The following is a 26,259-nucleotide window of genomic DNA, read 5'->3' as shown; positions in this document are numbered from 1 at the left end:
TGATCACTGATTACATAAAGAGATATACAAAAGTGGCAGAACGAAACGAGCTGATACAGAGCGAATTGATAAAGAAAAATTAGATGAAGCATGGCTCTTAGATTGAGGGCTACTTAGTTTTAGAAAGAAGCGCTAAGCACAATGAAATAAAAATCATGCCAATCCAACCAATGGGTGCCAATTTTTCCCCAACTAAAACAATAGCTAATATGGCAGCAACTAATGGCTCAAATAACGTTAAGGTAATCGCTTTACTTGCTGGGACAGTTTTTAATCCATATCCGAATAAGACATAACCTAAAAACATTGGAATGAGCATCATATAGCCAACCACATAAATATTTATATTTTCCTCAAACAAATTTGCACCAGTAAAAAATAATGTTGGCAGTAAAAATAGAGATCCAATACCAAATATTAGGCCCATAGAGGCTTTTGAATCTATACCTCTATCTATCAGTTTTTTGGCAATCCAAGAATATAACGCATAGGTAAGTCCTGCCAGAGCTCCTAAAAATATTCCTAGAATTTGTCTATCATTTGTAATCTGTTTTGACGAAATCGATGAATGACTTTCTCCAATTGATAATAAAATTACACCACTAATACCCAACACAAAACAAATAAACCACTTAATAGAAAGCTTTTTATGATCAAAAAATCTTTCTAAAAGAGCTGTAAATAGTGGTGCTGTGCCAATCGAAACGACTGTCCCGACTGTAATTCCCGCTAGATGCATTGAAGAATAAAATGCTAATGGGTAAATGAAAACAGAAATGACACCTATGAAAAGAATGATTAAATTAGAATTTATCTGAGTTATGTTATTTTTAATGTTCTTTCGAGCTAAAATTGCCTGTAAAAGGCCACCACCGCCCATTGCTGCTGCACCAATAGCAAGAGGACTAAGATTTGGGGCAAAAGTAGCTATTGTACCTGTAGTTCCCCAAAGAAATGCCGCTAAAAGAACTGCAATAAAACCATAACTAGAAGAATTCGAAATTGAATGATTCATTGAATGGCCTCTTGTTCTAGAATGCTAATTACAATTTTTTTGGCTGCTTTAATTTTTTGACTAGAACCTTCCAAACCAGCTCTCGCAATTGAACCCTCTAAAATAAAAGAAAACATTAATGCTATTTCATGAGCTTTTTCGTGATTTGAAATAAGCAGTGAGAGTTGATTTAAAATAATATTTTCAATTTCATCTTTATGTGATTTTATTGCCTTTCTTTCAACACTATTAGCAGGAAATTCAGCAGCTGCATTCAGTAATCCACATCCTCTAAATCCTTTTTCATAAGCAAACTCAGCGTGATCTTGATATGCATCGAAAACAGCTAAAATACTTTCGAGGGGAGATTTAGCTTGAGCATTCCTTTTCTGATACAGATCCAGCCATTCTTGATGCCTAAATTCAACGTATGAAGAGATTAGAGCGGATTTAGTTGGGAAGTTGTTATACAGTGACATTTTCGCAACACCAGCCCTATCAGTAATTGTATTTATTCCTGTGTTAGCAATTCCATCGTTATAAAACAATGTAGCTGCAGCTTCTAAGATTTTTTCTTTAGCAGATTTAGTTTTCATATTAAAAAATTAGGTAGACCGATATACCTAATATAAACTTGTCGCAATTAATTTCAACATTTTTATTTTGGGAATATGACCTAGGGAGCAGAGCGAAGCGGTTTTTAAGGCAGGCTTGCTCTAAACTCTTAAAATTAGAATTAGGGTAGGGTAACGAAATCACGCTATGGCTCATTGATACTGTTTGAACATACAATGAGTGTAGTACTTTGAATGATGAGCAGAATAAAGCCTTAAGTCGATGTTTTTTTAATTGATTTTTAAATTTTATAGATCATACTATATAATTAGTAATTACAATTAAAATACTATTGAAACAAGAATCAAATAATAAATATAAGTTTATCCATTAAGATTGAATATGAAATTAATTTTTCCATCAATAGGATAAAAGTATGAGCCATAGTAAGCAACTCACCATATTTGATGTCTTAAAATTTAGTCATGAAAAACAAAGAGAGTTATCTGATAAGTTAATTGAAACCACTGGTAACTCAGAAGAAAGAAAACATTATTTTTCATTATTAAAAAATGAATTATTTGCACATGCTGTGGCTGAAGACAGGTATTTTTACATACCTCTTATGATGACAGATGCAGGTTTAAATATAACAAGGCATGCTTTGTCTGAGCATCATGAAATAGATGAGCTACTTGAACAACTGACTGAAAATGAATTCAATAACCCCAGTTGGTTACGTATAGCAAAACAGCTACGTAAGCTGGTACATCATCATTTAGATGAAGAAGAGCATAAATTTTTCCAGCAATCTGGCAAAATTTTAAAAGATGATGATAAAGTAAGCTTAGCGAAAAAGTATCAACATGAATACGATAAATATATTGATAAAGACAAAATGAGTTTAGTAAACCAATGATTTGAACGTATTAAATTTAGATAGGGCAGATTTGAAAATGAAAAATCAAATTAATTGGTTTAGCTCTTTTCTCAGTTGCTTCGGTTCACGGGTACATAGGCAGTTTAGAAATAGATTTAATAAACTTTAATCGTCCAATTTTTAGTAAATTAATTTCTTAGACAGCTTATCTCGGCTCATAGATCACTTTCGATCTTTGAAATCACTTGGATTTACATAAATTTTTGATTTACAACTTATGAACATGTACCTGATCTTGAAAGATTGAGTAAAGCATGATCCTTTAAGTGAGGGACGTTTCATTTAACACTGATTATGTTGAAGTAAAAGCAAGTAAAGGATTAGTTTTTTCAAAAATGCTTTGCCTTGGCATTATTTGGGAGAAATAACCCTCAAATACTAGTTGAATTCTTTCCCTAAATTCATAAATTAATGCTAGTTCCAAACTCCTTATTTTAAAGGAGTCATTCTTATCTAAATGAGAGCTTAGGGAAAGCATAATAAAGCTATAAATCCTAAAAACTTCCCAATCTAATTTTTCAGATGAATTTTTTTTAAGATTATAAATCCCCCATTCTAAAAGCCAATATTCCTCCATATCCCATATTTTTTCTTCATGCAACATTCCTATAAATGATAATTTATCATAAAAGTCATTATTAGGAAAATTGCGCAGTATAATTATTTTTACATTCATAATTTATGTTCTTTAAACTTTTTCTAAAATTAATATAATATGATTTATGCGAATCTATACAATAATGATGTGTTTTGTTAAAAAATAAAGACTTTAACTTGATAAGCTAAACACACTTATCAGGAGTTTACCATAAGCAAAACAAAAGTTTTATACAGCGGAGTTTAAGCTGAAACCATAAAATTAATCGAAAAAATGAGGGCAATGCTTCAGGAATAGCAAGACAGCTTGGTATATTCATGCAAACTCTTTCAAATTGGTACAATAAAGCCAAATATGTAACACTGGTTGCCGCATATCAGTACTGGGAATGTGTCACCTCTCAATTATACAAGATTAAATGAATCCAAACAGATTTAATGTTTCATAAGTGCAGTGAACAATTTCATTGAGTGTTTTTTTGTCTATTTTTCTTTTCTTAAGCTTTTTTGATTCAGTCATCTATGTAGTATTTTATTAAATTCTTATGGGAAATGACGAATGTTAAATTATCTTAAGAGCTTTAATACTATTAATACCTATTTGATTCTCTCTTCTATTTTATTGGTCATCGTGTTAGGTTTAGATTATTTCTGATCAGTTCTCTCGATTGGTCGAATCATTATTTATCAGCAATTATAGTTTCGCATTTACAGAGACTCTGAATTAATTTTAGGGAATTATTTTGTTACGTTATAACGTATTTGTTTTTGATTTCTACCTATGAAATTCAGCTATAGTATATATGTGTATGACTCACACACTTCATGCTTTATCTCCGAGAACCCACTGAAAGGTGGGTTTTTTATATCAGCCTATGACAATTCATAAATGTTAAATTGTTGTTGAAGATTAGGAAAGATGAACAGTTAGTGCTTGAAAATTCGGTCAACTTATAGAAAAAAGCCCACGTGATGGCTATTTTTCGCATTCAATCTTAATTAATGTAAAGACGCATAAATTTTAGCTTTCAGGACGTATAGGGTAAGGTTGATACGCTGACAAGTTAAAAAGAAAATAGTTTTAAAGGGTGATTAGACATCTTTTTACTACTAAATTTTAAAGATGCTCATTATAATTAGTATATGAAAATCGATAAAGTTCAATATATAAGATTTACTGATTAGCTATATACTTTTTTATAACTATGCTTAAAACCTATTTCTTAAATTTGATTAAGTTTATTTTACTCATTTTAATACTTAAAAATTTGAAAATTCTCTGTTTGTCATATATTGTTAAATTATAGAAAATTTTTAATTGATTGAAGAAGATTTAATTGATATTTTCTAAAGTTGAAATATTCAAACATATTATTTTCAATTATTTATTAAAAATAAGGTAAGAGCAAAATTATAAAAAGGTAAATAAGTGAAAATATAACAGGTGCTTTAATGTTGTTATTTGTATCTAATCAAATTCATGCAGCCATAACTGCATCGTCACATTCAAATCTTAACAGTATTTATAAATCTAGTATTTACACGCTTCCAATCCGACTAACACTGATTATATTTCTGATCAATCTGATATTAAAAATAATAATAATCATGATTATATTGAAAATCTAGCAATTCAAGCAATTACAACGACTGAAGCCCTAACGAGTCTAGGCTTTATTCACCCGTTAAATAGTGTGAGATATGTTGGTGCTGCTGAATGCATTGATATTCATTTAACTGCTCTTTTTGGAAATGGGGTAGCTTAAGAAATAAGGTTAACTTATTAAAACACAATTTATGCATGAGTCCGATATTAATATACAAATGTAATTAATATTTTTAAATAAAATTTTAAGTTTTATTAAAAATGATCGGAATTTTTTCTAACCCGTGACGTCAATTTTTTAGCTATTTTTAAATTAAGTTGTTGAAATTTAATACTATATATTATCTTGACTGCTTGAGTTTCGTGATTACTGCAAATGTTTTTAATAACTATTCTTGTAATTTATACGCTTAATAGTATATTAAATTTGTAGATATTTTTTACCGCATCTATAGTGTTTTATATTTTATTTTTTAATAAAAATGATAAACTGTTCACACTTTATATGAGGCCGTGAGGGCTAAATGAAAGAAGAAGTAAAAATCGCTATATTCGGTTTAAGTTTAAATGTGCTTGATGCAATTAAGCAAAAGATACGATCTATGTATGATGACTCACTTCAAGTAAGTTGGGCGAATATTGCTGATCCTCATTTAGATATTCTTCTTGTGAATGATATGTTTTTTAGTTCGCCAACAATTCAGAATTTGATTGGTGTTAAGAAAGTCCCATACTTGCGTCTGATTAATAAGAACGAAAAATCAGGGCAAATCGAAGGAGATAAACTATATCTACCTTTTTCAGCTTCAGATGACATTCGAAAATGGTTTAAAGACCGTTATTTACACGTACCTGTCAGTGAAAAAACCGTCAAAATTGTCAATCAAATTTCAAAAAAAGCTGATTTAAACAAGGTGGTAGCTGAGCTTTCTAATGAACGGAATGGTAACGTTCAAGTATTCGACTCAAAAGGCAACATCGCATTAGTCAATATTCGTACACAACAAGTTTGGGTAGACGCGCTACGAAAAGTTCAAGGGACGGATGTTTCTTTAAATTTTACTTATGCCACTATGCAAATGGCGCAGTCTGTCAGTATTTTCCAAGGGGTAGAGCTAAAATCATGGTTATGGAATTTATTGTGGTATTCAGATGATGTAAATATTCAAATCAGTTCTAGTGATTATTATAAACTCGTAGATTGGCCACAACCGAATCATCAAAATGAACGCCAAATGGTTTTTAAAATTGCAGCGTGTTTTGAATTGGGGGCAAGTATTGCTCAGGTGGCTCAGAAAACAGGCTATAGCAAAGCGCAATTAGCTAAATTTGTTTCAATTGGCATAATGACCAATGCGTTGAAAAAAATAGCAGTGGAAGATGCAAAATTACTTACTGAAGAAAAACCATCTTCAGGCATTTTAGGTGGCTTTTTTGGTAAGTTAAGAAAAAAATTAGGGCTTTAACTGTGTAAAGAGTATGAGAACCCAATAAGGCTTCTAAAAATTAACCTTTTAATCAAGTTTGTTTATACTGACACGATAAGTAAATGTATAACCAGTTTATATGATGCCGTGATCAGTTTAAAAATAGGTGATGATGTGATCTTACAAAAGTATAAAATTGTTTTTGGCGGTAAAATGGGCGCAGGTAAAACAGAAGCAATAAAATCATTATCTGAAATTTCAGTCTTATCTACAGAAGCACAAAATACAGATGAGCAAGCACATAATAAGGCATTGACCACTGTCGGGATTGACTATGGTGAAATTAAATTAGATGAAGGCGTTATTGTTGGATTATATGGAACGCCAGGGCAGAATCGCTTTGATTTTGTTTGGTCAGTGATATGTAAAGGTGCAATCGGAGCAGTTGTGCTGATTGACCATACGCAAAAAGATGCACTTGAAGATTTAAAATTTTATTTTCAAAGTTTTAAGGAACATTTAAACAATATTGTGGTTGGTATAACCCATATAGATGAAAATCCTCAATATCTGTTAAAACCTTATAAAGATTGGATGCAATTAAATCAATTAACCATGCCAATTTTTGCGGTGGATGCCAGAAAAAAAGATGATGTATTGGTAATGGTTGAAGCACTCATTGCAAGAGCTGAAGTAGAATTTGGCTAATTGTAGATCGTAGTTAATATAATTACATCGCTGTATAGAGGGAGATATAGATAAATGTTAAAGGCGTATTGCTACCTTATATGCCTTATTTTAATGCTTTTGAAATAAAAAATTGTCATCATCTTAAAAAATAGTCGATAAAAAGCGTTGTTCGCGCAATATAAGCACCAAGATAAAACATTTTATTTAGTTTGCACGAAAATAGTGCGTTTAAATTGTGCGTAATAATTTTAAAATGAGAAGTATGTTTGAATATGGTGCAATTCTATTTGCACTCAGTATAATAGACGGAATTTAAGTATTGCTAAGCTTATTTTCTGATAAGAAATTCAATATTTTAGCAATTATTTTAAAAGTTGGTATGCTACTTGCTATATAAATACCAACTACTAACACGCACTTCACAAGTGCAACAAAAATTCATTGGAGCAAAATGAGCATGGCGAACAAGGTCCTTCAACTCATACAAGAAAGTGGCGCAAAATGGGTCGATTTTCGCTTTACTGATACTAAGGGTAAAGAGCAGCACGTAAGCTACCCATCAGATACTATCGATGAAGATACTTTTGAAGATGGTAAAATGTTTGATGGTTCTTCAATTGCTGGTTGGAAAGGCATTGAAGCATCTGACATGATTTTACGTCCAGATCCTGAAACTGCTTTCCTTGATCCGTTCTTTGCTGAAGCAACCATCGTCGTTACTTGTGATGTTATTGAACCGTCTACTGGTCAAGGTTATGACCGTGATCCACGTTCGATTGCTCGTCGTGCGGAAGAATACCTAAAATCAACAGGTATTGGTGATACTGCATTCTTTGGTCCAGAGCCAGAATTCTTCGTTTTTGATGAAGTTAAATGGGACATCGATATGTCTGGCGCTCGCCATACATTAATCGCTGAAGAGGCTGCTTGGTCTACAGGTAAAGACTACGAAGCAGGTAACTCAGGTCACCGTCCTCGTGTTAAAGGTGGTTACTTCCCAGTTCCTCCAGTAGATTCTTCACAAGATATGCGTGCAGAAATGTGTGCTCGTATTGAAGATATCATGGGCCCTGGCCGTGTAGAAGTACACCATCACGAAGTTGCATCTTGCCAATTAGAAATTGGTGTAAGCTTCAATACTATGGTGCGTAAAGCTGACGAAGTTCAACAGTTCAAATATGCTGTTTGGAACGTTGCGCATCAATATGCAAAAACTGCGACGTTTATGCCTAAACCAATGGTTGGTGATAACGGTTCAGGTATGCATGTTCATATGTCTATCTCTAAAGATGGCAAGAACTTGTTTGCTGGTGATGAATATGCTGGTCTTTCAGAAATGGCGCTTTACTTTATCGGTGGTATCATCAAGCATGCTCGTGCATTGAATGCGATCACAAACCCTTCTACTAACTCGTATAAGCGTTTGGTTCCTCACTTCGAAGCTCCAATTATGCTTGCTTATTCTGCACGTAACCGTTCTGCTTCGATTCGTATTCCATACGTTTCTAGCCCTAAAGGTAAACGTATTGAAGCACGTTTCCCAGATCCAATGATGAACCCATACTTAGGTTTTGCGGCATTATTGATGGCTGGTCTTGATGGTATTCAAAACAAGATCCACCCAGGGGAAGCAGCTGATAAAAACTTATATGATCTTCCTCCTGAAGAAGAAGCTAAAATCCCAACAGTTGCACATAGTCTTGATATGGCCCTTGAAGCACTTCAAGCGGATCATGAGTTCCTTCTTAAAGGTGGTGTATTCACAAAAGAAATGTTGGATGCATACATCGAACTTAAAACTGAAGATGTACGTCGTTTAAATACAACGACTCACCCAGTTGAATTTGATATGTACTATAGCTTGTAATTCGTTTTCGAATTTAAGTGATGAAAAACCTGCCTTGTGCAGGTTTTTTTATGCCTGAAAATTAGAAATAGGAGTGTTTTTAGTAAACAGATAATAGTCAACCTGTTAAAAACACATACATAAGAATATAATTTCTCTTAATGAATATTTTTTTAATTAAATCAATTGGTGAAGAAATTAAATTATTTGATTATAAAAAGTTTGCAATGCCATATTTGCTTAGAAAGTTTGAATAAATTTGCGAAGGTGATGCCTCTCTTTTCAGAGATTGAGGAGGATTTTAAAGGGTAAAAAGCCAGTTAAACTTTAACTGGCGATGAATAAAATATAAAAAAGAATGCTTAATGTGAACCCGTTATACTTTGTTGATACTTCACCATATATTGTTCACGAATTTCATTGCGCTCATCAGTGGTCGATGCTTTTTGCATTTTTTTGCGCATCTCATTACGTTCAGATGTACTCATTTGCTGCCATACTTCACGCATTTTTTGTTTTTCTTGTTCAGGAAGCTGAGTAAACCAATCCATGCGCTGTTGCAGTGCTGCACTTTGATCAGTGGGAATTTCTTTTAAATTTTGATAGCGCTTAATCAATGCCTTTTGTTCTTCCTCAGAAAGGGCATCCCATGTTTCGTTAACTTGACTAGTTGCATCTTTAGAAAATATCCAAAAACGTTCAAATCCAGCAAAACTTGTTTGTAGAAAACCAATAGCACAAAATGCCAAAGCTAATTTTCTAGCTGCCATGAGAATTTTTATCCTCACCAAATACAGACAACATATCTAAATCTTCCATCATTTGGGGTGAAAGTTTAGGACTAATAACCACTTGTTGTGGGGCTTGCGATTCTGGTGATATATCAAAAGCGTTTGGAATCACAACAAAACCAGTAATAGCTGCAGCAAGTGCAAAGCCTGTCATTTTCCAGTGACCAAAACGTGACGTTTGCTTGTCTTGAATATGGTCAAGCACATTATTCATCACCACTGCTTTATTGCGGTGATTACGTGCAACCTCATCCAATTTTGCCGTCACTTGTTTGGTGAAATCATCATTATTCATGTGATGAACCTCCATACGGATTTAAATGTGAGAGCGAAGTTCTTAGTCCTTGAATAGCTCTGTGATAATGAGTTTTTACACTACCTTCTGTACAGTTCATAATAGATGCAGTGGTTTGAGTATCAAATCCTTCCCAAGCGCGTAACATAAATGCTTGTTGCTGGCGTACCGGGAGGCGGCTAATGGCTTCTTGAATTTCCTCAACGGTGACATCTTGATCTAGAAATTGAAGTGGATTGGGTGTGGATTCATCCACAATTTCCATTGCCTCTTCATCATCAGAATCTAAATCAATTTTTCGAAATAACGAAAATGGAGAAGCACGTCGTGCTTCCTTACGTCGCCAATCTTGTAATTTGTTATTTAAAATTGTATAGAACAGTGGATACCATTCTTCAGTAGATTTATCTGCATAAGCTTTATGTAAGGAAATAAACGCTTCCTGGACCAAATCCATCGCAATCCCATTGTGACCTTGGGTTGCATTTTCCATCATCACTAAGGCACGACCCGTCACGTCCTGCATGAAAAAACGCAGGCGCTGTTCACTCGTACTCGTTTGAGCACTTGCTGTTTCAGACTGTGACTTCTTTGGTGCTAAGTCCATAGAGATGGAAAATCCCGTCATGGGTACCCACCATTATTTTAACTTCATACCTATATAACGTTAAAAAAATGGTTTGGGTTGACATGTAAATCAATTATTTTTTTCAGTTTAAATGATTTTTTCCAATAACGGGCAATATTTAAAATAAATTAACCTTATAGTCGTTGTCTAACCATTTCAAAGAAACAAATCGATCCAGCAACGGCAACATTGAGTGATTCTTGACCACCAGGTTGTGGAATAGATACGGCTTCTGCGCGTTTAAGGGCGAAATCTGAAACGCCTTGACCTTCGTTACCTAAAATCCAAACACATTGTTTGCGTAGGTTTTTAGTGTAAAGACTCTCTGCCTGATGTGAACTGGTGACATACACAGGAATTTTAAATTGCTTGAGTAAGTCTTCAAGGATCACGTTTTCATAAGTTTGTAATGAAAAATGAGCCCCCATACCAGCACGTAATACCCGTGGTGACCATAATGATGCGGAACCTTTGGTACAGACAATTTGTTCAATACCCGCAGCGGCCGCTGATCTGAGTAATGTACCTACATTGCCTGGGTCTTGGACATTTTCAAGAATTAGCGTGTCTTCAGTAAAGTTCAGTGCCTGAGTTGAACTCGGTAAATCCACAATGGCTAGACATGCAAGGCTGGTTCCAAGGGTACTTAAATCCTTGTATAAAGATTCACCGACCACAAACACAATACCTTGATATTGGTCAAGGATACTACCTAAATCTTCATGATCTAAGGCATGTTCAGTGGTGAAAATTGAATTAATTTTTCGACCTTTTTCTAACCATGCAAGCGTAAGGTGCGTTCCCTCAAGTACAGTTTGTCCTTGTTTTTTACGGTAAGTATTTTGTTCAATTAAACCTCTGAGATGTTTAATTTTGGGATTATCTTTTGATTCAAGGAAAATTGTAGGCATGGGAGAGTACGTCCAAAAAATTAAGTAGGGTCTGTGATCATTCTATAAAGAAATTGCAACAGACCCTAGCTGGCGTTACTCCCTAAATAGAGAGTAAGAAAAGAAAAGAGAAGAATTAGTTGTGGTAGCTGGTAACAAGCTCAACTTCATTCTTAGAACCAATGATAACAGGAACACGTTGATGTAACTCAGTCGGTTGAATCTCTAAAATACGTGTACGACCAGTAGTCGATGCGCCGCCAGCTTGTTCCATTAACATACTCATTGGGTTGGCTTCATACATTAAACGTAGACGACCTGCTTTTTTAGGATCTTTAGTATCGTATGGATATAAGAAAATACCGCTACGACATAAAATACGATGAATATCACCCACCATACACGCCACCCAACGCATATTGAAATCTTTTTCACGTATAGATGTTTTACCCGCTTGTAGTTCATCGATATAACGTTTTACAGGCGCTTCCCAATGACGTTGGTTTGATGAGTTAATCGCAAACTCTTTGGTATCTGCAGCAACTTGAATATTTTCAGAAGTGAGCAAGAATTGCTTTTCTTCAGGGTCGTAAGTAAAAAATACAACACCCGCGCCAACGGTCAAAGCCATCATTGTCGATGGGCCATAAAGCACATAACCTGCTGAAACTTGTTGAATACCTGCTTGCATGAAGTCTTCAGCTTGCGTTACGGCATTTTGAGCAGGAAGGATAGAAAAAATTGTTCCTACACACATATTAATGTCAATATTGCTTGAACCATCTAATGGATCAAATAAAACCAAATATTTGCCATTTTCTTGAGCTGGGGTAAATTCATCTAATTCTTCAGATGCGAGTCCACCTACATTTGGATTGGCTTTTAAAGCATCAATCAAATAATCATTTGAAATCACATCAAGTTTTTTTTGCTCTTCACCTTGTACATTTTCATGTTGTGCACTCCCCAAGACACCAGCTAAAGCACCTTTCTGTAAAGCCTGATCAATGGTTTTGCAGGTATTTGCAATTGTTTCAATTACATTGGCAAGTTCAGATGTTAAGTTCCCTTGTTGTTGTTCTAAATATTGGGATAGGGTGCGATATGACATATCAGAGGTGCTCCAAAAGCGATAAATTTTTACAAACCAAATAATGGAGGCTATTTTAGATGAGTTCAGCACAAAATAGAAATTATCCTGTGTTATTTGTCGTGAAATTACCCTTGAAAGTATTTTAGAAAGTGTTATGTTGAATATACGTACAATAGCGTAAAGGAGCACTGACATGACAACGACAAAGTTTGAAGCGACTCCGACTCCAAATGAAAGCATTGATTTAAAAGATATTAGTGCTGAAAAAGTGAAAGAAGCATGGAAGAATTACGAAGCTAAGCCTGAATTCAAAGAATTCAATAAGCATGACATGATTGAATCTATGCAAAGCCCCAAGCCAGATGAGTCAAAGGCTTAATCAATAAAAAGCGTTCATTGCGATATGAGCGCTTTTTTCTATTTATTTCATATTCATTCCGAACAATAAATCTTCATGATAGAGATTGATCACAAAACAGACATTATCATTCCGTTTAATAAAATTGGTGAACCGGGGTGGGATGTTAAAACTCACCTAATTTTAGAATCTCTTGCTGATTTAAATAATGATGAGATTGCACCTGCAATTGATGATGAGAAAATTTTAAAACTTGAACAGCGTTTAAATTGTCGCTTACCTGAATCTTTAAAGATCTTCTATCAACACTTTGGGATTGCTGATATTGGTGAACAATTGCAGCAATTTGATGATATTGGCTACTTAAAAGATATTTGGGCAAATGCGCCGCAATATGTGCCTGAATTTAGTCAGGTTGATTTAGCAGTTTTACCTCATCTGATTACATTTAGTGATTATCTTGGTAATGACAATATGTTTTGCTTTCATGATATCAGCAAAGAAATCTATTACTTTGATCATGATGACATGCCTTATTTAAGTAGAATACTGGACTGTGTGGATGACTATATTAAAGGTTGTTTGATTTTAGTGCAGTCTGAGTTTTTTGCTGAAGCGCATCCAGATGAAGTGGATGAATGGGTAGAGGAACGGTTTATTGCGTTATTTAATGAGCAAATACTCAAGAAATGGCGTTATTAATATAAATTACCATTGAACATGCTAAGCAGTTTCTTATTTTACTTTACTAAATCAAGACTTTATCTTGAAATGGGAAAGCGCTGAATAAGAAGAACTTATAATAAAAAATGCCCAATTGAATTGGGCATTTTTTATGGGCTATTTTAATAATGCAACTTTGGCATTATTTTAAAAGAGGAGGAACGGCTTCGTAGTTGATTTCAACACGGCGGTTTTCTTTCCAAGCAGCTTCATCATGACCAGCATTGATTGGCATTTCTTTACCGTAGCTTACCGCTTCTAATTGGTTTGCTTTAACACCATTGGTGATCAGGTAGCTTTCAACGGCTTTAGCACGACGCTCACCTAAAGCCATGTTGTACTCACGCGTACCACGTTCATCTGTATGACCTGTTAATGCCACTTTAGAGTTGGCATTGGCAATCAAGAACTGCGCATGTGCTTGTAGTGTTTGGTAGTCATCATTGGAAAGATCACTACTGTCATAATCAAAATGTACCACACGTTTCGCTAAAAATGCTTTATTGGCTTCAGTCACGCCTTTAGATGAAGCACCATTTAAGTTTTGTGCATTTAAAGCAGCATCTTCACTTAAACCACTGGTATTTACTGTAGTCGCACTATTTGGATTAGTTCCTGATTCTACAGTGGCAGCAGGTTTACGGCTTGCACAACCTGTCATCACCAAGCTTGCTGCTAATAAGGGTAAAGCTAGATATTGAATTGACTTCATGTTGATCTCCGGTATTTCAATTTTAAATAAGTGATTTACATCTTGATTAAATTATTTAGGTGCCCAAGCAGGTTCACGTACTTCACCTTGTTCGCTTGGTAAGTTCATGCGGAAGCGACCATCTGTAGACATGATTGCCAATAAGCCACGATTACCCTCACGTGTTGCATAAACCACCATTTGCCCATTTGGAGAAAAGCTTGGTGATTCATCTAAACTTGTTGGTGTCAAAATATTGGTGATACCTGTAGAAATTTCCTGAATGGCAACTTTGTAATTACTACCAGAAGGGCGGTGTACCAATGCCACATATTTACCATCGGCACTTAATGTACCGCGTGCATTAAATGCACCACGGAAAGTTAAACGCTTGGTTGAGCCATCATCAAAACTATAACGGTAAATTTGTGCTGATCCACCACGGTCAGATGTGAAAATAAATGATTTTCCATCTGGAGCATAACGTGCTTCAGTGTCAATTGCGCTATCGTTGGTCATGCGCTTCACTTGACGTGAATCTAAATCCATTTGATAAACTTCAGGATTTCCATGCATAGATGCAGTAAACAGCATTGATTTCCCATCAGGAGAGAAACTTGGTGCACCATTTAAACCGCGAAATGCAGCGAGTTTTTCTCGTGCACCAGTGGCTAAATCTTGGATATAAATAGCAGGGCGCTTGGTTTCAAATGAAACATATGCAATTTTTTTCGCATCTGGCGTCCAAGCAGGTGAGAGAATCGGGTCTCTTGAACTTAATACTGTTTTAGGTTGCTCACCATCAGTATCTGCAATTTGTAAGGTATAACGAGTCTCTGGTGTTGCAGGGTTACGTAACACATAAGCAATACGTCCTGTGAAGTCACCTTGAATCCCTGTAAGCGCTTGATAAATTGCGTCACTGATCATATGTGCCGCAGAACGTACACGTGATGCTGGGATTGAGAGCAATTCATTTAATAGGAATTTCTGCTTTTCAACATCATAGAGTTGGTAATGTACTGCCAATGAACCATCTGCATTGGTTTTAGAGTCACCTAAAACCACATAAGGAACCCCAGCCGCTTTCCATGCTTCTGCATTTATATTGTTTATGTTTGCAGTTGCAGGAAGATTTTTTGATGAACTGGTAAAGCGCCCAGAGCGATTTAAATCTTGTTCAACAATAGGGTAGATAGATTGATCATTACTAAATGGAATGATGGCAATTTTAGGTGCAGATTCAGGTGCTTTGGCAATTTCTAATTGCAATTGTGCATATGATGTTGTGATCAATGCTGGACTAAATGCAACAATAATTGCGAATCCTAATAGATGTTTAGGCATGATTTTCATTGGACTTCATGTACTCAAATATCAATTTTTAACTATGCTTAGCTTTGTAGCACAAAGACATGATTTTAATCTATATAAAGCATGTAATTGTGAACAAAAGATTATCATTGAACAGATTTACTAAAAAATTAAATTCAAATTTATTACACTAATGAATTTCAGCTTGATCTTTGGGCATTGTAAATGTTGCAGCTTTAAAAATTACTTTTTTATAGATTTGACAACAATGTCATTGTTGCTGCCATTAAAATATATTATCTCGTGTTGAATAGAGACTTATTCAACACGGAATTTGATGCGAATCACTTTTAATAATTGATTGAGCGATGACTGTTTAGACATCTCAAAAGGTGCTGTTTGCTGAATCGCCGTTTTGATTGCGTTTGAAAACGTTTCGCCGTCCTGTTCTGTGATTAAAATATCTTTTACATTCCCACTGTCATCTAAGTAAATAATAACATCGGCATTTTCTTGGATGATTGTTAAATTTCTCAACTTTTTAACAATACGATTGACTCTAGCGGTATTTATCCGCTGAGCCATTTGACTTTGTAGAAGTAATGCTTCCGTTGTTGCTACAGACGGGTTTTTTTCGTATGACGCAGAAGGTGGGTATTGTTGCGTATTTACTTCAAGTATTTTTTCTTGCTCGAGATTTTTTGCAAATAATAACGCGGTTGGAAAAAATAATGAAATTGCTACAAATATGGGTTTAACTCGCATTTGATTTTTCCGAGTGATTGTTTTTGCATTAAATTACACCCTGCCAAGACAGGGTGTAATTTTAAGATTATTTCACAGTAAAATTTGCACTAAAACTTCGTGCTTCGCGTCTGGCATCTGGATCAGATGGCATTGGGAAAGGTGCAGCATTGCGAACTGCTTGTTCCACACTTGCTTTTACATCTGGGTCTGATGCATTAACAAAGACAGAGGCTATAGAACCGCTATCTGTTAGCGTGACACGAGCTGTAGCCTTTTGACCCGTTGAGCCAGCAGGCATACGCCAAGCATTCCGAACTTTACTTTCGAAGTCCTTTTTCGCAGAAGATGCAACTTTTCTCGCTTCTGCCTTTTTATTTGCAGCAGCTTCTTTGGCTTTTTCAGCAGCAGAGGCTTTTTCTTCATCTAATTCGCGTGCTAGATCAGCTTTACGTTTTGCGTCCGCATCCGCTTTGGCTTTTGCCGCGGCATCTGCCTTGGCTTTTGCATTAGCATCCGCTTTAGCTTTTGCAGCAGCATCTGCCTTGGCTTTTGCATTAGCATCCGCTTTGGCTTTTGCAGCGGCATCTGCCTTGGCTTTTTCAGCAGCATCTGCCTTGGCTTTTGCATTAGCCTCCGCTTTAGCCTTTGCAGCAGCGTCCGCTTTGGCTTTTGCATTGGCATCCGCTTTAGCCTTTGCAGCAGCGTCCGCTTTGGCTTTTGCATTAGCATCCGCTTTAGCCTTTGCAGCAGCGTCTGCTTTAGCTTTTGCATTAGCATCCGCTCTGGTTTTTTCAGCAGCATCTGCCTTGGCTTTTGCAGCAGCATCGACTTTAGCCTGTTGGGCCTTATCTGCGGCTTCTTTTCTGACTTTTTCAGCGGCTTCTGCTTTGCTTTTTGCTTCGGCATTGAGTCTTGCGAGTCTGGCTTTTTCAGCAGCATCGGCTTTGGCTTTTTGAAGCGCCTCTTGCTTGGCCTTAGCTGCTGCATCTGCTTTAGATCTTGCTTCAGCCTCAGCCTTAGCTTTCTCAGCAGCATTTTTAGCCTGCTTTACTTTTTCAGCTGCCTCATGTTTGGCTTTTTCCGCAGCATCTGCTTTAGCTTGAGAAAGTTTTAAGGCTTTTTCTTGTGCTGCTTTAGCCGCTACCATAGCCAATTGCTGTTCTAATGCAGCTGCCTTGGCCTGTTCGGCAGCTTTTTGTGCTTCTATAGCCTTTGTATCAGGGGGATTATTTGCTTCAGTTGGAATTTCTGGTGCTGTTTGATCAGGTTCTGCTGTTTGCTGAGTATTTTCTGCAACCTTGCTATCTGCCGTTTCAGTGGCATCAGTTTCGACTAAGGGCTTGGGCTCAGGTGGTGGTAAATCTTCAGGCTTAATTAAAATGGTTTTAATTTGCTTGGGTGGCTCAGGTGGTTGACTTAAACCGAGAAAAAGTAAGCCAGTAATCGCCACCACATGAATACCTAGGGTAAATCCAAGTGCAATCGCTTTTTCTTTAGATTGTGGCTTTTGAATATTTTTCATAACTTACTTTACAGACTCTGTCAGTAAACCCACTTGGCTTAAACCAGCATCTTGCAGTGTAGACATGAGTTTCATGACTTCACCATAAGGGCGTGATTCACTACCATTGATCAAGACACTCAATTGCTTGTTATTTGCTTGAGCTTGTTGCTGATTTTCTGTAAGTACGGTTTTCAACTCATCTAAAGTTAAAACCTCATTTTTATGGTTTTTGTCTTCAAGTTTAATCGAACCATCTGCTTCTAAAGTTACGATGGCTGGTCGGTCTTCAGATTGAATCGGATTATTGTTTGCTTGAGGTAGGTCAACTTTAACACCCGTGGTAATCATGGGTGCTGTCACCATAAAAATAACCAATAAAACCAACATGACATCGATATATGGAACGACATTCATATCACTTTTTAAAGGTTTTTTGACGCGTTCAAAACGCCCAGAACGTTGGATTGTCATTATTCATCTTCCTGTGTAGTTCCCACAGACTGACGTTGTAATAGCGCCACCATTTCTTCTGCAAATAATGCTCGATCTGAATAAATTTCTTCGCCTTTTGCTGTGTAATGGTTAAATGCTAATACCGCTGGTATTGCAGCGAATAAACCAATCGCAGTTGCAATTAATGCTTCAGCAATACCTGGTGCAACAGTGGCTAAGGTAACTTGTTCAACCTGAGCTAAGCCAATGAATGCACTCATAATGCCCCAAACAGTACCAAATAAACCAATATAAGGTGCGACAGAGCCGATACTGGCGAGAGAGCTTAAGCCTTGCTCTAAACGGCCTTGATCACGACTGAGTCCTACACGCAAGATACGTTCAGTACCTTCAATCATCGATGCAGTTTCTGCATGGCGTTTTTTAAGTTTTAAAAACTCACTTAAACCTTGATAGAAAATATCTTCTAAACCGTTTCGCTTAGAATTAAGCTGAGCATTGTTATATAAGGTATTGAGTTCAGCACCAGACCAGAAGATTTTTTGGAAATGCTCATCGCCTTGATGTGCTTTCTTATAGCCCATATGCAACTTGGCAATCAAATACCAACTAAAAACGGATGCGAGTACTAAGATTAGCATCACCAATTGAACCACAGGGCTCGCTTGTAAAATTAAATCAGAGATGTGTAAAGAAGATTCTAGTTGTGTTGCCATAGTTACATGTGCCAAAAGTATTTTTTATTCGTGAGCTAATTCTCGAAGAATTAAATCACGGATTTCGTCAGGAATTCTACGAGGTTTCATATCTGTACTTAAACATGCCAACTCTACCTCGCCAGAAGCAAGCATGATTTCACCACGATATATATTCTGTTGCAACACAAATGACGAAGCTTTACATGAAACTACACTTGCTGTAACAGTAATAAGATCGTCCATGAGTATAGGGCGAGAATATTTCAATGCAATTTTATGCACGACAAAATTGTAATCTTTTTGATGCCAATAGTGGTCAATACCAGATGCACGTAGCCATTCTGTCCGTGCACGTTCCATAAAGCGGATATGATTGGCATGGTATACGATACCGCCAGCATCTGTATCTTCGATATATACACGGATTTGGAATTCGAATTTATTACTCATGTTGCTATGCATTCCTGTGTTGTTTATTGCATATCTATCAATTAGTTAGTGATTTTAAATTGTTCATGAAAAGTTTAATTTAATTAAAAATATCATAAAGTAGACGCATAGTAGACTAGAATGTATACTGCTTACTAGTGTTAGTTATTGCTTAATAGGGGTTAAACAATGTCTAGTTCAAAACGCATAAAATTCACTAAAACTGCAATTGATGCCCTAAGCGAACCAGGTATATACAGAGATAGTGAGCTTATTGGATTTGCTGTACGAGTTAATTCAACTTGTAAGACCTATATTGTTGAAAAAAAGGTCAAAGGCAAAGCAATACGGTCTACTATTGGTCTACATGGCAATTTAACACTATCACAGGCGCGAATTTTAGCACAAGGTCTGCTTTCTCAAATGGCACAAGGTTACAATCCAAATGAAGAAAAGAAGGCTGAACGTGAGCAAAATGAGCATATTTTAAACGTATCAAGGCAACATCCCACTCTTGATATTGCTTATAGTGAATATCTTAAAAATAGAGCATTAAAACCTAGAACACTTAAAGATTATGACAAGGTTGTTAATGAATATTTAGCTGATTGGAAAAAGTTTAAAATTGGTGATATATCCAGAATTCAGGTTCAAGCAAAATACACTGAATTAACAGAAAAAAGCCCAGCTCAAGCAAATCTAGCAATGGCAGTTTTCAGGGCTATTTTCAATTTTTCTGTAGAGCATTTTCTTGATGCTAAAGATGAGTCAATAATTACTGCAGTGAATCCAGTAGCAACTCTCAAAGCAAAAAGAACTTGGAATAAAATTAAACGTCGAAAAGGTTACGTGAAACAAGAACAGTTGCCTGATTGGATTAATGCTGTGATGAGTTTTACCGCCTTAAGACAAGAGCGTAATACAGTTAGAGATTTTCTAATAACACTGATTCTTACCGGGTTTCGCCGTGATGAATGTCAAACGCTTAAATGGGATGCTGTTGATTTAAAGTATGGCTGGATAACATCGAATGATCCTAAAAACGGTGAAGTGCATACTTTACCAATGGGAGAGCGCCTTTGGGAGATAATGAAAAAAAGAGATGAGCAAAAGTTTAATGAATATGTTTTTTCCTCTCCTAAAGCTAAGAAAAAAGGGTATACAACGAATTTATTTCAAGCTAAACAAAAAATAATTGATGAAACAGGCATTCAATTTACCTTTCATGATCTCAGACGTACATTTGGGACCATTGCTGAAAATCTAGATTATGGCCAATACACGATTAAAAGACTTTTAAACCACACTATATCTGGTGATGTAACTGAGGGTTATATCCAGATTAGTGATAAAAAGTTGAGGTTGGCCATGCAGGAAGTTGAGGATATTGTTTTTGAGGGATATAAAAAAGGAGGATAGACCTCCTTTTTAATTTAGATTGTATTTGTGAGTTTTTGGCCTTCAAAATATTTAACAACATCACCTTTGGTGTATGAAATTTTACGTAAACCTTTGGTAAAAGGAATTCCTCCACCTTCACAGCGTTTTAACTGTAGCCATTGAATTGATACATTAAAAACTAAGGCCACCGTGGTTGGAGGGAATGTCGCATCACTTGGAGATTCCCAGAATATCTTTGTGGCCAGAATTTTTTCTTCCTCTGTCATTTTAGAAAGTTTTGTTTGTCTGCTCATTCCACACCATCCAATGCTTCAAGAATATGAATTAATTGCTTTTCAATCTCAGCACCACTTTTAAGCCCTAGTCCATCCATGAGATCTAATGCTATATCTCTTGCACCATTGATACGACAGAACCACTCGAACTCCTGTTCTTCTAATTTTTCTGCGCTTTTCACCACCTTGCGGAGTTTTAAAGCAAGTTTGTGGCGTGGTTTTGGCTTAGCCTCAGAACCTTCTTTATCCAGCCCACGAGTTAATGAGGCAAGTTGACACATAAGTTTAGATGGCTGTTTCATGTTTATACTCCAAAGACTGAATTTAAGTTGATATTGAAAAGTGCGAGCCAAGCATCTCGGTGATATGAATTCACCTCTGAAAAACGCTGATCTTGCACAGTGGCTTTTTTAATTTCCAAACCATGCTCTCGGCTATATTTAGAAAGCTGGCGACCTTCTTTGTTTCCAAAGCTGGTTTTTAGTTTTGAGTTGATTGTTGCTACTGCTGCAAAGGTTGTGGATTCACCTAATTTCTGTTTTAAGCTCTCATTCTCACGCTTAAACTTAGATGCAGTTGCCATTGCTGTAGCTTCACGCCGTTCGCCAATTTCCGCTTTGGTGGCAATTGCATGGTCACGTTCTTTGGCAATAATTAGATTCTGCTCAACTTGATCCGCATAGGCACGTAATGCGCTAGGCAGGTTTTGAGGAATTGCTAATTCAAAGCCAGCCTGTGATTTTGTAGCAAAGTAACAATCTTCAAGTTGTTCAAATACATTCCATGCTTGGTCTGTATCTAGAATTTTTGCATGTCGTGAAGCACCTTTTTCTGTCCATAGAATTAGGGATCGAGTATTTTTGCTAATTTGAACTGAACCGATATCATCGGTGCAGTCCTTCAAACCTTTTAATTCATCACCTTCAACTTTGAAGTAGTGTTTTCCTTCTTCAAATCGCTCAATGTTGTTTGAGAAATTATCAGTAATATTTCTAGGTTGTGCGCCATAGAAATCAGCAAGTTGAGCAGTTGTCATTACTGGCACAGCGTTATACTCAATGACTGCGGTTTGTTTGTTAGCAATCTGAATTGCTGGTTTAACTAATGCGTTCATGACTTGATCTCCTCACCACTTCCGTACTTGCTTTCCCACTCCAAGCTATCTATAGCTTTGCATTTTGCTATCAAGTCAATAAGCTCAAAAAAATAATCCTGTGACATTGGCATAACCAACCCATAAACATCCTTAAAAGCTTGAACATAAATTGGGTCATTTGGACCAGCAGGAAGCATGCGAACACCTAAACCTTTCACGCCAGTAAGGTACTCAAGTGAGCTTTGGAATCGAACAAGTAATTCAGGATTCACCAATGGGGTTTCAACATTGATGCACGTTGGACGCTTGATTTGAAAATTGGTGAACCCTTTTGTATTGAGTTTCGGCAAGTCAAAAACTTTGAATTCATCTTTGAAACCTTCTAGCTCAAATACCGCTTTATTGTCCTCGATGACTTTGAGTGTAATTTCTACAAAGTTGTAATTTTGCCCAAATCTGAAATGAGCGAGTTCTTGAATTTGTTCAACTGGAATTAAGAAATCACAACCTTTGAGTTCTTGATCTTCCAATTTGATAAAAGTGATTTTGTCAGTTGCACAAATATAGCCATCACCAATGTATGCATTACGACACAATTCGCTTTCATGTTCTTGATCAATATGAGGCAAGCAAGCAAACAATTGATCGACGTTAAATTTGATAGTTTTAGTGTTCATTGATTTGCTCCTATTCTTTTTCTTGCGGCTATATTGAGTTTGGCCAGCAATAAGCACGTTTCGTTTGTTTCAGCGTTTGCGATTTTGGAATATCTTTTATTCCTAGATCCAAGCTCTGCATTACTTGCAAGCATTAAGTTTTCAATTCGAAAATCAGTCTTATCTTGATTGATGAAAACAACGTTATGCCCCTCAGGAATTGGGCCATTAGCTTTTTCCCACAACCAGCGGTGCTTAGGTACAAATTGAGGGTGCGATTCACGAACTTTAATAAAAATAAACCCATCCTTTTTAGACAATCGCTCACTAAATAAAGGTCTTGTATTGTGTGGAGTATTACCTTTTCTAAAACTGGTGACATTTGATCCCATATAGCCAGTTTTACCTTTATTCCAAGTCTTATGACCTTTTTCAAAAAGGCCGTAGCGACCTGTGGTCCATTTGTTGCGAGAACATAAATTCTTAATTTGATCAACAGTGTATTGGCTTGAAAATTTAGCGTTTACGAGCGCTGTTAACTCTTTTCGCCCTAAGGCACAATTTGATCTAATAAAATCTAACTGCGCTTGACTATATTTCAATGGAGCGCCTCTAGTCATATTACACCTCAATATTTCCAGTTTCGATTTTTGGTGCTTCTTGGTTTGGGTTTAAGCCTTTGTATTGAGCAACTAACTTGACAGCCTCCAATTGAGTGTTGTGTGCTTTGATGATTTCAGCACTAATTACTTGCATGGTTGTTGCACGTTGAACTTCTATATCGAGGTTTTCACTTTTTGCGTTAGATAAGCGATCTAACTGCTCAAATAAATGTTTGTTTAAATCTTTTAATGTGCTCATCACGCAACACTCCTCTCAACAATCGGCATAATCAAACCCTTGGCACCTGAATAATCGTTGCCATAAAAATAAACATGGGCAGGGGTATCTAAACCTGTTGGTTTTAAATATGTGTCATCTGGATTAATTGCACCCAAAAGCTTATTTATCTTCTGAAAATCAACCATGTGCTTCCATTGAAAATGAGGTGATGCGCCTTTGTATTGCATTCCATCATCTTGAGGGATCATGTGGTGCCATTCAGTAGGGAATATAGATTCAACAGGGGTAAATACCTCTGGATCAATATCAATTACATTCAAAGCCAAACCATCGGAATGATGCACAACTTCAACAAAACAACTTGAGCGTGTTTTATCTAGTTTTTTCTCAAGGTTTTTAATTGCCTTGAGTGGGATAGTTAAAGGCTTTTTCAGTTTTGGTAATTCATCATATTTGCAGTAAAAAACACGTTCTGCATCTGTAGCCACAACATGACCATCAATTAAAGTGACACCATTTAGATATTTACGTGGGTCATTTTTAGCTGAACAAATTGAAGCTGATTGCAGTAAGATCCACGGCAAAACTAATCTTTTCATTCTGGGGCCCTCAAATGCTCTAAAAATTCTGCATACAACTGCTTAGCTGGTTTGTTGAATCCCCAGTTCGGAACGATTTTCACGTTCCTAGGGAATCTTTTATTTATAACGTGGCATTGAAACTCGAAAGTTCCACATGGGCGAATAACGCCTTTATAGCCAATCTTGTGAAGCCACAAAACAAAAGCCAGTTGCTTAGTTTTGATTGGTAAGTTAGAAAGGTCAGTCATTGGAATCACCGTTTTGCTGTTCTTGTTTCGGTGACAATTTCACGATCTACCATATATTCAGGATCGAGATCTGCAATTCTTTCCTTGTGGTAATCAATGAATCCTTGAAAAAAATCCGCTGTGCGACCATCCATTGACAATAATGAGTCTGTAGAAATTAGACCGCGACTAATCTTAAAGCTTCTACCTGGCATTGTTTTTTCGAAGCAAACTTTTGTAGTTAATGCTTCAAATATATCTGGCGTGTGTGATGAACTGGTCGCAATTGATTCGTTATCACAAGACTGAACAAAGTAATAGTGACAAAATTCAGTTTTATTATTGGCAGCTTGCCAAGCAACAACTTCATCATAATTTTGAATTAATTTAGATAATTCCTTTTCCGACTTTTTCGCCATTTGCAATTTAATTAAGCGCACTTGATGTTGATTCATCCATACTCGATGCCACATAGGTGCATCAAGATTTTCAAAATCAATAGCATCAACATCAACCCCACCAGAGCAGATGCCATATTCAATATCTGGATTTTTTAATCTAAGGTGTTCCAAATAAGTTTTAGCTTGATCTAACGTGTAAAAAGGGCGATCTTTAAAACCAAATGGATATACCTCACCACCTTTAATTTGAATAGCGAAGAAGTGGCATGACTCTTCATTTTTTAACCAGCTTTCCAATCGCTCGTTTAAGTTGTTGCTTTTGCCAACTTGACTAATATTTGTGTTTTGGTTCATAATGAATCACCAGTTATAGCAATGCATCTCTGAAATTTTGGTCGAAGACAGAGAAAAGCATTAAGATTTAAATTCAGCTCCACAGTGTGGGGCTTTTTGTGTTTCTTGTTATAAATATTAGGTGTACCTAACTTTATTGTCAATAGGTATTCCTAATTATTTTAGTATGCCTAATTTTTAGTACAAAAAAACCTGCTGAAAGCAGGTTGTTAGAAATTGATTAGTAGTATCCTTTTTCTTAATGAACTAAATTTTAGCTAAAGAAAATCTTGTTTATCATATGGAGTCGGGGTGGTCTTGTTTATGTTGGCTTGGCGGGATAATGTCCGTAATTGCAGTAATGCTCTCTACATCATCCATATCAAATGTAATTCTTTCCCCTCCATTTACAGCAAGTAAATTTAGGACATTGTTATTAATACCAATCAATTCTTTAATCGTGCAACGACCATCTTTTAAGCAAACTTGGACAAATTCAGTTGGGGTTAATTCTGCATCTGGATCGCAAACCACATACCACCCATTACGGATAGCAGGGTACATGGAATCGCCAGTTCCTTTTATCCCGTATGATTTATCACCGGCGGAACGGGTAGGAATATATCCATCACCACCATTACCCTCATAACCCATATCCGTGAAGAATCCATCCATTCCCATTTTGCTGTAAGCCTTAACTGGAACCCATCTCTTTCTGGTAGGAAGTGGCTTTTCAATCTTCTGCGAAAATAAAACAGCATCTTCGCTATCTGGAATGTTGTATTGCTTTTTGAAAGCTTCAATATTTAAAATTTTAAATTGTGATTCTGGGTTGCTTAAAATAGGGTTTAGATTTTCGTTTGGTGATCCAGATCCAGTAGCCAACCAAGTTGGATTGACTTTTAAAAAGTCAGCGGCTTTTAGAAGATTTTCGCCTTCCATAGTTTTGGATTTTCCAGAAAGCCAGTCACTTACAGAAGGTGGTTTAACACCAACAGCGCGTGCTAAATCAATACCTTTAATTTTTTTAGTTGGTAAAACTTCCATAGCATATCTTAGACGTTCAGCAAGAGTATTCATAAACCATCCTCACAAAGTTAGGTAATCCTAACATAAATTTAATTAGGTGTACCTATTGATTTAATATTAGGTATGCCTAATAATGATCAAGATGTAA

General features: G+C 36.2%; 31 protein-coding genes and 1 pseudogene. 8 read left to right on the top strand and 24 right to left on the bottom strand.

The features are described 5' to 3' along the window. Nucleotides 1–109: 109 nt before the first annotated feature. Both AC4CUY_RS13565 and AC4CUY_RS13560 read right to left on the bottom strand, forming a co-directional pair. The gene (locus AC4CUY_RS13565; protein WP_490774260.1) at nt 110–1,015 is read right to left on the bottom strand and encodes a DMT family transporter; all 906 of its coding nucleotides are present in this window, start codon (nt 1,013–1,015) and stop codon (nt 110–112) included. Further along, nucleotides 1,012–1,590 carry a TetR/AcrR family transcriptional regulator gene (locus AC4CUY_RS13560; protein ID WP_336954010.1) on the bottom strand — a complete coding sequence of 193 codons (579 nt, stop codon included), beginning with the start codon at nt 1,588–1,590 and terminating at the stop codon, nt 1,012–1,014. Before AC4CUY_RS13560 ends, AC4CUY_RS13565 begins: the two co-directional genes overlap by 4 nt. Nucleotides 1,591–1,985: 395 nt before the next feature. Here AC4CUY_RS13560 and AC4CUY_RS13555 point away from each other — a divergent pair, with 395 nt between their 5' ends. Beyond that, nucleotides 1,986–2,468: a hemerythrin domain-containing protein gene (locus AC4CUY_RS13555; RefSeq protein ID WP_336954008.1), complete on the top strand. Its 483-nt coding sequence runs from the start codon at nt 1,986–1,988 to the stop codon at nt 2,466–2,468. A 313-nt stretch (nt 2,469–2,781) separates the two neighbouring features. Here AC4CUY_RS13555 and AC4CUY_RS13550 read toward each other — a convergent pair whose 3' ends face one another. After that, nucleotides 2,782–3,165, bottom strand: coding sequence for an Imm41 family immunity protein (locus AC4CUY_RS13550; RefSeq protein WP_336954007.1), 384 nt, complete (start codon nt 3,163–3,165; stop codon nt 2,782–2,784). A 169-nt stretch (nt 3,166–3,334) separates the two neighbouring features. Here AC4CUY_RS13550 and AC4CUY_RS13545 point away from each other — a divergent pair. The 4 genes and pseudogenes from AC4CUY_RS13545 to glnA all read left to right on the top strand — a co-directional run. After that, nucleotides 3,335–3,470 (top strand): annotated as a pseudogene (locus tag AC4CUY_RS13545) (IS3 family transposase); the annotation flags it as partial. A 1,746-nt stretch (nt 3,471–5,216) separates the two neighbouring features. After that, nucleotides 5,217–6,158, top strand: coding sequence for a hypothetical protein (locus AC4CUY_RS13540; protein ID WP_336954006.1), 942 nt, complete (start codon nt 5,217–5,219; stop codon nt 6,156–6,158). A gap of 135 nt (nt 6,159–6,293) precedes the next feature. Next, entirely contained in the window at nt 6,294–6,827 is a 534-nt protein-coding gene (locus AC4CUY_RS13535) for a GTP-binding protein (RefSeq protein ID WP_336954005.1), read from the top strand. A 433-nt stretch (nt 6,828–7,260) separates the two neighbouring features. Further along, entirely contained in the window at nt 7,261–8,676 is a 1,416-nt protein-coding gene (glnA, locus tag AC4CUY_RS13530; protein ID WP_336954004.1) for a type I glutamate--ammonia ligase, read from the top strand. A gap of 341 nt (nt 8,677–9,017) precedes the next feature. On the opposite strand, the gene AC4CUY_RS13525 is transcribed toward glnA, so the two are convergent. The 5 genes from AC4CUY_RS13525 to AC4CUY_RS13505 all read right to left on the bottom strand — a co-directional run bounded on the left by AC4CUY_RS13525 (nt 9,018) and on the right by AC4CUY_RS13505 (nt 12,370). Continuing rightward, entirely contained in the window at nt 9,018–9,425 is a 408-nt protein-coding gene (locus tag AC4CUY_RS13525) for a DUF3106 domain-containing protein (protein ID WP_336954003.1), read from the bottom strand. Further along, nucleotides 9,415–9,741, bottom strand: coding sequence for a hypothetical protein (locus AC4CUY_RS13520; protein ID WP_336954001.1), 327 nt, complete (start codon nt 9,739–9,741; stop codon nt 9,415–9,417). The genes AC4CUY_RS13525 and AC4CUY_RS13520 overlap by 11 nt, the downstream gene beginning before the upstream one ends. After that, complete coding sequence (locus AC4CUY_RS13515) at nt 9,734–10,348, bottom strand: RNA polymerase sigma factor (protein WP_336954070.1); 615 nt, start codon at nt 10,346–10,348, stop codon at nt 9,734–9,736. The genes AC4CUY_RS13520 and AC4CUY_RS13515 overlap by 8 nt, the downstream gene beginning before the upstream one ends. 155 nt (nt 10,349–10,503) lie before the next feature. Further along, the gene (locus AC4CUY_RS13510; protein ID WP_336954000.1) at nt 10,504–11,280 is read right to left on the bottom strand and encodes a TrmH family RNA methyltransferase; all 777 of its coding nucleotides are present in this window, start codon (nt 11,278–11,280) and stop codon (nt 10,504–10,506) included. 115 nt (nt 11,281–11,395) lie between these two features. Then, nucleotides 11,396–12,370, bottom strand: a complete 975-nt coding sequence (locus AC4CUY_RS13505; RefSeq protein WP_004724544.1) for a class 1 fructose-bisphosphatase — start codon at nt 12,368–12,370, stop codon at nt 11,396–11,398. 175 nt (nt 12,371–12,545) lie between these two features. On the opposite strand from AC4CUY_RS13505, the gene AC4CUY_RS13500 reads away from it, so the two are divergent. Next, complete coding sequence (locus AC4CUY_RS13500) at nt 12,546–12,731, top strand: NF038105 family protein (RefSeq protein WP_004724542.1); 186 nt, start codon at nt 12,546–12,548, stop codon at nt 12,729–12,731. Nucleotides 12,732–12,806: 75 nt separating this feature from the next. Continuing rightward, nucleotides 12,807–13,412 (top strand): SMI1/KNR4 family protein, encoded by a 606-nt coding sequence (locus AC4CUY_RS13495; RefSeq protein WP_490774259.1) that lies wholly within the window; start codon nt 12,807–12,809, stop codon nt 13,410–13,412. 163 nt (nt 13,413–13,575) lie between these two features. Here AC4CUY_RS13495 and pal read toward each other — a convergent pair whose 3' ends face one another. From pal to ybgC, 7 genes are all read right to left on the bottom strand, one after another. Next, on the bottom strand, nt 13,576–14,145 hold the full coding sequence (gene pal / locus AC4CUY_RS13490; RefSeq protein WP_004822680.1) for a peptidoglycan-associated lipoprotein Pal: 570 nt from the start codon (nt 14,143–14,145) through the stop codon (nt 13,576–13,578). A 51-nt stretch (nt 14,146–14,196) separates the two neighbouring features. Beyond that, complete coding sequence (gene tolB / locus AC4CUY_RS13485; RefSeq protein WP_004724537.1) at nt 14,197–15,480, bottom strand: Tol-Pal system beta propeller repeat protein TolB; 1,284 nt, start codon at nt 15,478–15,480, stop codon at nt 14,197–14,199. A 276-nt stretch (nt 15,481–15,756) separates the two neighbouring features. Next, nucleotides 15,757–16,203 (bottom strand): hypothetical protein, encoded by a 447-nt coding sequence (locus tag AC4CUY_RS13480; protein ID WP_490774258.1) that lies wholly within the window; start codon nt 16,201–16,203, stop codon nt 15,757–15,759. Nucleotides 16,204–16,270: 67 nt separating this feature from the next. After that, on the bottom strand, nt 16,271–17,707 hold the full coding sequence (gene tolA, locus AC4CUY_RS13475) for a cell envelope integrity protein TolA (protein WP_336953997.1): 1,437 nt from the start codon (nt 17,705–17,707) through the stop codon (nt 16,271–16,273). Between the two features lie 3 nt (nt 17,708–17,710). Beyond that, nucleotides 17,711–18,160 (bottom strand): protein TolR, encoded by a 450-nt coding sequence (gene tolR / locus AC4CUY_RS13470; protein ID WP_336953996.1) that lies wholly within the window; start codon nt 18,158–18,160, stop codon nt 17,711–17,713. After that, nucleotides 18,160–18,858, bottom strand: coding sequence for a protein TolQ (gene tolQ, locus AC4CUY_RS13465; RefSeq protein ID WP_336953995.1), 699 nt, complete (start codon nt 18,856–18,858; stop codon nt 18,160–18,162). The genes tolR and tolQ overlap by 1 nt, the downstream gene beginning before the upstream one ends. Before the next feature lie 24 nt (nt 18,859–18,882). Continuing rightward, nucleotides 18,883–19,290, bottom strand: a complete 408-nt coding sequence (gene ybgC / locus AC4CUY_RS13460) for a tol-pal system-associated acyl-CoA thioesterase (RefSeq protein WP_004724526.1) — start codon at nt 19,288–19,290, stop codon at nt 18,883–18,885. A gap of 168 nt (nt 19,291–19,458) precedes the next feature. Between ybgC and AC4CUY_RS13455 the strand changes: the two genes are divergently transcribed. Then, nucleotides 19,459–20,688: a site-specific integrase gene (locus tag AC4CUY_RS13455; RefSeq protein ID WP_490774257.1), complete on the top strand. Its 1,230-nt coding sequence runs from the start codon at nt 19,459–19,461 to the stop codon at nt 20,686–20,688. Nucleotides 20,689–20,702: 14 nt separating this feature from the next. On the opposite strand, the gene AC4CUY_RS13450 is transcribed toward AC4CUY_RS13455, so the two are convergent. The 9 genes from AC4CUY_RS13450 to AC4CUY_RS13410 all read right to left on the bottom strand — a co-directional run bounded on the left by AC4CUY_RS13450 (nt 20,703) and on the right by AC4CUY_RS13410 (nt 26,162). Then, complete coding sequence (locus tag AC4CUY_RS13450) at nt 20,703–20,963, bottom strand: DNA-binding protein (protein ID WP_419309991.1); 261 nt, start codon at nt 20,961–20,963, stop codon at nt 20,703–20,705. Further along, nucleotides 20,960–21,247: a hypothetical protein gene (locus tag AC4CUY_RS13445; RefSeq protein ID WP_419259040.1), complete on the bottom strand. Its 288-nt coding sequence runs from the start codon at nt 21,245–21,247 to the stop codon at nt 20,960–20,962. The genes AC4CUY_RS13450 and AC4CUY_RS13445 overlap by 4 nt, the downstream gene beginning before the upstream one ends. A 2-nt stretch (nt 21,248–21,249) precedes the next feature. Further along, complete coding sequence (locus tag AC4CUY_RS13440; RefSeq protein ID WP_419259039.1) at nt 21,250–22,059, bottom strand: ORF6N domain-containing protein; 810 nt, start codon at nt 22,057–22,059, stop codon at nt 21,250–21,252. After that, entirely contained in the window at nt 22,056–22,718 is a 663-nt protein-coding gene (locus tag AC4CUY_RS13435; protein ID WP_490774256.1) for a hypothetical protein, read from the bottom strand. Before AC4CUY_RS13435 ends, AC4CUY_RS13440 begins: the two co-directional genes overlap by 4 nt. Beyond that, nucleotides 22,715–23,317 (bottom strand): HNH endonuclease signature motif containing protein, encoded by a 603-nt coding sequence (locus AC4CUY_RS13430; RefSeq protein WP_490774255.1) that lies wholly within the window; start codon nt 23,315–23,317, stop codon nt 22,715–22,717. Before AC4CUY_RS13430 ends, AC4CUY_RS13435 begins: the two co-directional genes overlap by 4 nt. Before the next feature lies 1 nt (nt 23,318). Further along, nucleotides 23,319–23,558 (bottom strand): hypothetical protein, encoded by a 240-nt coding sequence (locus AC4CUY_RS13425; RefSeq protein WP_296277764.1) that lies wholly within the window; start codon nt 23,556–23,558, stop codon nt 23,319–23,321. After that, the gene (locus tag AC4CUY_RS13420; protein ID WP_490774254.1) at nt 23,558–24,139 is read right to left on the bottom strand and encodes a hypothetical protein; all 582 of its coding nucleotides are present in this window, start codon (nt 24,137–24,139) and stop codon (nt 23,558–23,560) included. The genes AC4CUY_RS13425 and AC4CUY_RS13420 overlap by 1 nt, the downstream gene beginning before the upstream one ends. Before the next feature lie 235 nt (nt 24,140–24,374). Further along, nucleotides 24,375–25,103, bottom strand: a complete 729-nt coding sequence (locus tag AC4CUY_RS13415; protein WP_490774253.1) for a hypothetical protein — start codon at nt 25,101–25,103, stop codon at nt 24,375–24,377. Nucleotides 25,104–25,379: 276 nt separating this feature from the next. Next, entirely contained in the window at nt 25,380–26,162 is a 783-nt protein-coding gene (locus tag AC4CUY_RS13410; protein WP_314340171.1) for a S24 family peptidase, read from the bottom strand. Nucleotides 26,163–26,259 lie beyond the last annotated feature (97 nt).

It is taken from the genome of Acinetobacter sp. 778_lipA, assembly GCF_058242985.1.
This window is presented reverse-complemented; position numbering and strand designations above follow the sequence as displayed.